This window comes from Terrisporobacter sp. (assembly GCF_017888745.1).
GTDB lineage: Bacteria > Bacillota > Clostridia > Peptostreptococcales > Peptostreptococcaceae > Terrisporobacter.
This window is the reverse complement of record NZ_JAGHFM010000040.1, coordinates 1-7105: the sequence shown is the minus strand read 5'-3', so window position 1 is coordinate 7105 and position 7105 is coordinate 1. Positions and strand designations below refer to the sequence as shown.

Annotated in this window: 8 protein-coding genes and 1 pseudogene; 7 read left to right on the top strand and 2 right to left on the bottom strand. The window is 24.5% G+C overall.

Features of this window, described 5'->3' with window-relative positions:
• Positions 1-323, bottom strand: a pseudogene (locus tag J7G74_RS01770) (tocopherol cyclase family protein); the annotation flags it as partial.
• Between the two features lie 177 nt (positions 324-500).
• Here J7G74_RS01770 and J7G74_RS01765 point away from each other — a divergent pair.
• Both J7G74_RS01765 and cls read left to right on the top strand, forming a co-directional pair.
• The gene (locus J7G74_RS01765; RefSeq protein ID WP_297131076.1) at positions 501-1664 is read left to right on the top strand and encodes a class I SAM-dependent methyltransferase; all 1164 of its coding nucleotides are present in this window, start codon (positions 501-503) and stop codon (positions 1662-1664) included.
• A 247-nt stretch (positions 1665-1911) separates the two neighbouring features.
• Complete coding sequence (gene cls, locus J7G74_RS01760; RefSeq protein ID WP_297131073.1) at positions 1912-3441, top strand: cardiolipin synthase; 1530 nt, start codon at positions 1912-1914, stop codon at positions 3439-3441.
• 84 nt (positions 3442-3525) lie between these two features.
• On the opposite strand, the gene J7G74_RS01755 is transcribed toward cls, so the two are convergent.
• Positions 3526-3897: a hypothetical protein gene (locus tag J7G74_RS01755; protein ID WP_297131070.1), complete on the bottom strand. Its 372-nt coding sequence runs from the start codon at positions 3895-3897 to the stop codon at positions 3526-3528.
• 176 nt (positions 3898-4073) lie between these two features.
• Here J7G74_RS01755 and J7G74_RS01750 point away from each other — a divergent pair, with 176 nt between their 5' ends.
• The 5 genes from J7G74_RS01750 to J7G74_RS01730 all read left to right on the top strand — a co-directional run.
• Positions 4074-4295, top strand: coding sequence for an alpha/beta-type small acid-soluble spore protein (locus J7G74_RS01750; protein WP_297131068.1), 222 nt, complete (start codon positions 4074-4076; stop codon positions 4293-4295).
• Between the two features lie 342 nt (positions 4296-4637).
• Positions 4638-5120, top strand: a complete 483-nt coding sequence (locus J7G74_RS01745; protein ID WP_297131065.1) for a hypothetical protein — start codon at positions 4638-4640, stop codon at positions 5118-5120.
• Positions 5113-5772, top strand: a complete 660-nt coding sequence (locus J7G74_RS01740; protein WP_297131063.1) for an accessory gene regulator ArgB-like protein — start codon at positions 5113-5115, stop codon at positions 5770-5772. The genes J7G74_RS01745 and J7G74_RS01740 overlap by 8 nt, the downstream gene beginning before the upstream one ends.
• A gap of 53 nt (positions 5773-5825) precedes the next feature.
• Entirely contained in the window at positions 5826-5933 is a 108-nt protein-coding gene (locus J7G74_RS01735) for a cyclic lactone autoinducer peptide (protein ID WP_297131060.1), read from the top strand.
• A gap of 85 nt (positions 5934-6018) precedes the next feature.
• Positions 6019-7105, top strand: a 1087-nt coding sequence (locus tag J7G74_RS01730; protein ID WP_297131057.1) for a GGDEF domain-containing protein, incomplete at its 3' end; no start/stop codon positions are given.

Here is a 7105-nt window from a genome sequence, read left to right as displayed (position 1 = left end):
TTAATTTTTATATCTTTGTTATCTATAGATAGATTAAGACTATTCAAAGAAAATATATTAGAATTTATATGTATTCTAAATTTATTATTATTATAATTAAAATCTTCGTAAGGATAAGAAATATAGTAGTATTTATTTTCATGGCTATTTAATATTTGTATAAATGAATGATGTTGATCTTCTGTATTACCATAAGATATACCGGGAATAATAGCTAATTTATGGTGATTATTTTTATCTACAATTTTGTAATACCAGCCTTCAAAAAAATTTTTTTTCTTATGTTTACCATGATATAAATCAGGATTAAATGTTTCTTTCATAAAATACCTCCTATTCATATCCTTATTAGTATCAAAAACTAAAGAAAATATAACAAAAAATAAAATTTTGAAGTGCTATAAGTATATAAAAAGTTTATTAAATAATAATACTTAATGGTATAATAAATAATGCAATTGAGAAAATAATTCTAATTTAAGTAATGATGGGTGATATAAATGGAAGAAATAATAAAAGTAATTAATGAATTGTGTGAAGATGATATTATAAAAATAGTTATAAGCAATAAAAAAAATAAAGATTTAAAATACAATAAAATAGTTTTCTTATTAAAAGAAAATAGAAAAAAAGAGTACTATCAAATTGAAAAGTACACAGATAAGCAAGTATTTCATGAAAATATAGATATAAAAGATTTAAACGAAAAAATACTTGAGTTTATGAAAGAAGATTTTAAACAATTATCTGCATGGTCTTCTAATGTTACATATGATATGAAAATTTCTAAAAAAGGAAAAGTATTTTTAGGGAAGAAAAAAAGTGATAATGCAAAAGTGGGAAATAAAGGTCATAACAAAGAAAAAAACTATATTCTCAAAGAAGGTATGTTGATACAGCCTTTAATTGATTTAGGTGTATTTACTAAAGAAGGAAAAGTAGTTAATTCAAAATACGATAAATATAAACAAATAAATAGATTTATAGAAATTATAGATGATGAAATAAAGAAGAATAATTATGAAGAACTTACGATATTAGATTTTGGATGTGGAAAATCATATTTAACTTTTGTTTTATATTATTACTTTGTAGAAATTAAAAAAATAAATGTTAAAATGACAGGATTAGATTTAAAAGAAGATGTAATAAAGAAATGTAATGAAATAGCTAAAAAGTATAAATTTGATAATTTACATTTTGAGTTAGGTGACATAAATGGATTTAAATACAATAATAAAGTAGATATGGTGATAACTCTGCATGCTTGTGATACGGCTACAGATTATGCATTATATAATGCTATAAAATGGAATGCTAAAATGATATTCTCAGTTCCTTGTTGTCAACATGAATTTAATCATCAAATGAAAGCTAATAATCTTGAAATATTAACTAAATATGGAATAATACAAGAAAGGGTAGCAGCTCTTATGACTGATTCAGTAAGAGGGAATTTATTAGAGTGTGTAGGATATAAGACTCAATTGTTAGAGTTTATAGATATATCTCATTCACCAAAGAATATTTTAATTAGAGCATCAAAATCAAATATATCTAAAGAAAAGAGAGAAAAAGCCCTATTAGAAGTTAAAAAGTTAATGAATGAATTTAATTTTAATCCTACTTTATATAAATTACTAGAAAATGATAAATTAATATAGTGTGTTTTTATATAAAAATATAATCAATAAATAAAAAGTATTTCACATTAATATGTTGAAATACTTTTTTATTTTAATATAACTACATAATTGTAAGTTTAATTAATATAAAAAATATAGTAATATCAAAAATAAAGAAAAATGATTAAAAAGAAACAAAAAAGGATAATAAATGTTATAATACATTAATACAAAGTAAAGAATACGTACTAATTACAGAGAGAAAGTTAAGAAGGGGGGATGACTAATGAGATGTTTAAAGTTAATATTTAATAGGATGTTTATATTTGGATTAATAATTTTTATCCAAATATTATGGTTTGTAATGATTTTAATAAAATTTAGTCATTATTCTACTAAAATATCTATATTTTTTTCAATAATTAGTGGACTTGTTGTTTTATGGATTGTAAACAAAAATGACAACCCAGCTTATAAAATGGCATGGATTATTCCTATATTACTTTTTCCTGTTTCTGGTGGAGTGCTTTATGTAATTTTTGGAAATAAAAAGCCTGCAAAGAAATTAAGGAATACATTAGAAAAAGAAAGTAACAGAACTATTAACGAGTTAAGCCAAGACGAAAGAGTTATAGATGAGATAAGAAATCAAGATGAACGTGTAGCAGGTCAAAGTATATATTTATCTAATGTGGTTGGATATCCAATATATAAGAATACTGAAACTAAGTATTATGATATAGGTGAATCAAACTATGCAGATTTAATAAAAGAATTAAATAATGCTAAAAAATTTATATTTATGGAATATTTCATAATTGAAGAAGGTCAAATGTGGAATGGAATATTAGAAATTTTAGAACGTAAGGCCAAAGAAGGTGTTGATGTACGTCTAATATACGATGATGTAGGATGTATTAATTTACTTCCTTATGGATACAACTTATATCTAGAGCGTAAAGGAATAAAGTGTATACCATTTAATCCTTTTGTTCCATTTGTGTCTTTGGCTATGAATAACAGGGATCATAGGAAAATAACTATAATAGATGGTCATACTGGTTTTACTGGTGGAATAAATTTAGCAGATGAGTATATAAATGTAAAAGAAAGATTTGGACACTGGAAAGATACAGGAATAATGTTAAAAGGTGAAGGTGTATGGAATTTGACAGTAATGTTTTTAAGAATGTGGAATGCATTTAGACCAACAGATGAAGACTATTCTATATACAGACCAGAAGTCAATCAGACAGAGTTAGTACGTAGTGATGGATATGTTCAACCATATGGAGATTCTCCTCTTGATGAAGAGATAGTTGGAGAGAATGCATATATGAATATAATAAATAGTGCTAAAAATTATATTTATATATTTACTCCTTATTTAATAATTGACAATGAGATGATGACTGCCCTTTGTCTGGCAGCTAAAAAAGGTGTTGATGTTAGAATTGTAACACCAGGGATACCTGATAAAAAGACAGTGTTTAAATTGACTAGATCATACTATACTCAGTTATTGGAAGCTGGAGTAAGAATATATGAATATACGCCTGGATTTATTCATGCCAAGGTATTTATATGCGATGATGAAATTGCAACAGTGGGAACAATAAATATGGATTATAGAAGTTTATATTTACATTTTGAATGTGGAGTTTATTTATATAAGTGTAAGTGTATATCTGATATCAAAAAAGATGCTATAGATACTATGTCAAAAAGTAGAGAATTTACAGATGATGATGTAAAAAAAGGAAAAACTAGATCGTTACTACAAGCTATACTTAGAGTATTTGCTCCTTTAATGTAGGATCGTATAGTTAGTATTAATAATCTTATTATTTGAAAAAGACTATTTATAATAAGTGGACCTTATTTTAAATAGTCTTTAATTTTATGTAAATGTAGGCACATTTATTTTTCCATTATTTATTAAAGCTAATAAGTATATTGACTCTTGTCTAGCATAAATATCATATATACTATCTGTATCATAATCAATAACTATATTAAGTGCATCTTTAACTCTATTTCCTTTAATAATTCTTAATAGAGACTCTACTCTATTATATATATCTAAAATACTTTCTTCTATTAGTATGGGATCATACCTATGTATATCATTAGTAAATTCATTTTTATATTGTCTATTGGATAAAAAGCTTAAATTATTTAAAAATGTTTCCATATATAGTCCAACGAACCATGGACTAGCACATTCTATGCTTTCTATCAACTCATCATCTGTAAGAAGGAAATTATTCATCATTATACCTCCGATAAATTTTATTATATATATGATTTGCTATATAATAATAATTTTACACAGTTAAATTTTGGAAAAGTAATAAAGATTTTAAGATATATCTATATGATGTATGAATAAAAATTAAGCAAAAGAAAAATATACTAATGAAGAAAGAATCATCTTAGGAGGTATTTATGACAAATAAAATAGTAAATCCAAATGCAAGAGAGGCTTTAAATCAAATGAAGTTAGAGATTGCAGATGAACTAGGTATACAAAATACTAATATAGAAGATGGAGGCAATATAACTTCATATGAAAATGGAAAAAAAGGTGGGGATTTAGGAGGATTGATGAGTAAACAGCTTGTTAAATTGGGTGAACAAGAATTAGTTAGACAATATTTAAATAAATAAAAAGATTGGATTTTCCAATCTTTTTTATATTTTAAGGGATTATAAATTATCTAAATTGTGGATAGTTTATAATCCAAACTGATACATTTAAGCAACGGACGAAGTCGTTGGCGATATGAACAAAGTGAATTTTAAGCAACGGACGCAGCCGTTGTCAATATGAATAAATTAAAGTTTTTTACTCATGTAAATATTTATATTTTTTAGATAAATTGAAGATTTAATAGGCGATATTTAATTTTTATAAGTAGTAATAAGTATAAAATATTGCATTTTATGAAAATTATTCTAATTTTTATGCTATAATTTTCTTATAAATATAAAAAAATTAAGGAGAGATATATGTTACATACATCAATAGGATATATCTTAGTTAGAAGTTTTCCTGAATGTGCAATTATGCTATTGACAGGATGTTACTTCTTAAAACTAAAGATATCGAAGAAGGTTATACTAAAAAAGGCATTTTTACTAGGTATTATTGTTTCCTTAATTAGATTGCTTCCTATTAGCTTTGGAATACATACGATACTATCTATGAGTTGTACTTTATTTATGCTTTTATACTTATCTAAAGATAGCTTTATAAATTGTATTATGACAACTTGTAAACTTTTTATTTCTTTAATATTAAGTGAATTTGTATATCTTTATATATCAAATTATATTTTAAAAATACCGGATAGTTATTTGATTAGTAACTATACATTAAAGGGTGCAATTATTACTCTACCTTCACTTGGAATACTTGTTTTGATTGCAATATTTATTCAGTTCATAACTAATAAATTAAGCGAAAAATTATTAACTGATGATAATGAGTAATTTTACAGATAAGATTTCTAATAAATTAGCATTATATTTAACTAAGGATACGAACAAGTCGAGTGAAGAGTTTGAAGTTTTGAAGTATGGAATTTTTGTCTTTGTACATATGTGCATGGCGATTATATTAACATCTATTTTTGGATTAATAACTAATACTTTTTTTGAAATAATGATTATTTCTTTAATCGCAGGCCTGATGAAAAGATGTTCAGGAGGAGTGCATTGTTCTAGTCCAAATAGGTGTATAGTTACAGGAATTATAGTAGCATATGTTTTTTCATTATTATCAAAATATATTATTAGCATTGATGTTAAAATGTTTTATATTTTAGGGTCATTGATGTTAATTCAATCATTTATAATAATTTATACGAAATGTCCTGTACCGTCAAAAAATAAACCTCTTAAAAAAGAGGAAACAAGAAAACGATTGAAAAAGAAAGCATTTAGGATTTACTTAGTGTGTTTAATAATATTTATTATAAACATTACATTGAATAAATTTAATTTATCATATAAAGATATTGATTTTAATTCATTCACAGTATGTATGATTTTAGGTTTATATATGCAAAATATATCGTTAACTTCAGTAGGAAGTAGATTTATATTATTTGTGGATAAGGTATTAATGATTATGAAAATTTAATTAATTAAACTTTTATAATTATTAGCATAAATTAAAAAAAGGAGATAAGAAGAATGGGATTTTTAGTTGAATTTTTTAATAATCTTGCTCATGGTGCTAGCACTTATTGTATGGCATTTTTCTTTGAGCCAGAGGTACCAAAATCTTTAAGAGAAGAGTAGAGATAAAAAACCATAGGAAACTTTTCTTATGGTTTTTTTATTGCGCGGCTTAAATAGATTTAGTTGATAGAATAGGTGAATAGAAATGAATAAGTTTGATCATGAGAGAAATATAAAGATATTAGAGATTATAGTTGGATTAAAATTTTTATATATTATCTTAGCAAGTTTAAATATAATAAGTTATTATAATGTAGATTTAAAAGGAACTATCAATTTAAATGGAAGTGGTTCTTTATTATTATTATTACTTTTTGTTTGTTTTATAGTACCATTTATGGTTGTATGTTCAAAGATGATTTATGGCTATACAAAAAAAACTTTTTTAAATATGCCAAAGGTTTATAATATTATAGAAATAGCTGTGATATTAGGACTGTTTATAATTTTGATGTCTAAAACAGGTGGAGAAAATAGCTCATTTAAGTATATAAGCATGATTATTATACTAATATCATCAATACAGTATAAGAAAATAATAAGTTTTATAATTGCTATAGCTGTATCTTTAATAATATTATCATTTAATTTTATTAATTTAATATTGTCAAATAATATATCTAATATAGAGATTATAAATTCATTTGAAGGAGATATAATTTTAGTCAGCTCTCTATTAATAACTTCTTTTATTTTGTCTTTATATATAGAAATAGAAAAAGATTATAATCTGAAGTTAAAGGAACTTGCTATAAAAGATGGTTTGACGGGACTATACAATCATAGGAGTTTTCAAGATATGTTAGATACATCCTTGAAAAAAGCTCAAAAATTAAATAAAGAAGTGTCACTTTTACTTATGGATATAGATAATTTCAAAAATTTTAATGATATTAATGGTCACCAAAAGGGAGACTGGCTACTTACGAAATTAGGCAAAATGTTAAAGGATACAGTAGGAGATCTAGGGGTTGTGACACGATATGGTGGAGAAGAATTTGCTGTAATACTATATGATGTTGATAAAACTAAAGCATCAAATTTAGGAGAATTAATTAGACAAAATATAAGGAATACAACTTTTCCAAATCAAGAGCATCAGCCTAGTGGCAATTTAACTGTATCAATAGGTGTATCTTCTTATCCAACTGTAGCTAAAAATAAGAAAGAACTGATCGAGTTAGCAGATAATGCTTTATATAGAGCGAAATCTTTTGATAAAGATAGGGTAG

Excerpts from the sequence above, each read along its gene's own strand:
- J7G74_RS01765 (WP_297131076.1), top strand. The coding sequence starts at position 501 with ATGGAAGAAATAATAAAAGTAATTAATGAATTGTGTGAAGATGATATT.
- J7G74_RS01745 (WP_297131065.1), top strand. The coding sequence starts at position 4,638 with ATGTTACATACATCAATAGGATATATCTTAGTTAGAAGTTTTCCTGAA.
- cls (WP_297131073.1), top strand. The coding sequence starts at position 1,912 with ATGAGATGTTTAAAGTTAATATTTAATAGGATGTTTATATTTGGATTA.
- J7G74_RS01750 (WP_297131068.1), top strand. The coding sequence starts at position 4,074 with ATGACAAATAAAATAGTAAATCCAAATGCAAGAGAGGCTTTAAATCAA.
- J7G74_RS01755 (WP_297131070.1), bottom strand. The coding sequence starts at position 3,897 with ATGAATAATTTCCTTCTTACAGATGATGAGTTGATAGAAAGCATAGAA.
- J7G74_RS01735 (WP_297131060.1), top strand. The coding sequence starts at position 5,826 with ATGGGATTTTTAGTTGAATTTTTTAATAATCTTGCTCATGGTGCTAGC.
- J7G74_RS01740 (WP_297131063.1), top strand. The coding sequence starts at position 5,113 with ATGAGTAATTTTACAGATAAGATTTCTAATAAATTAGCATTATATTTA.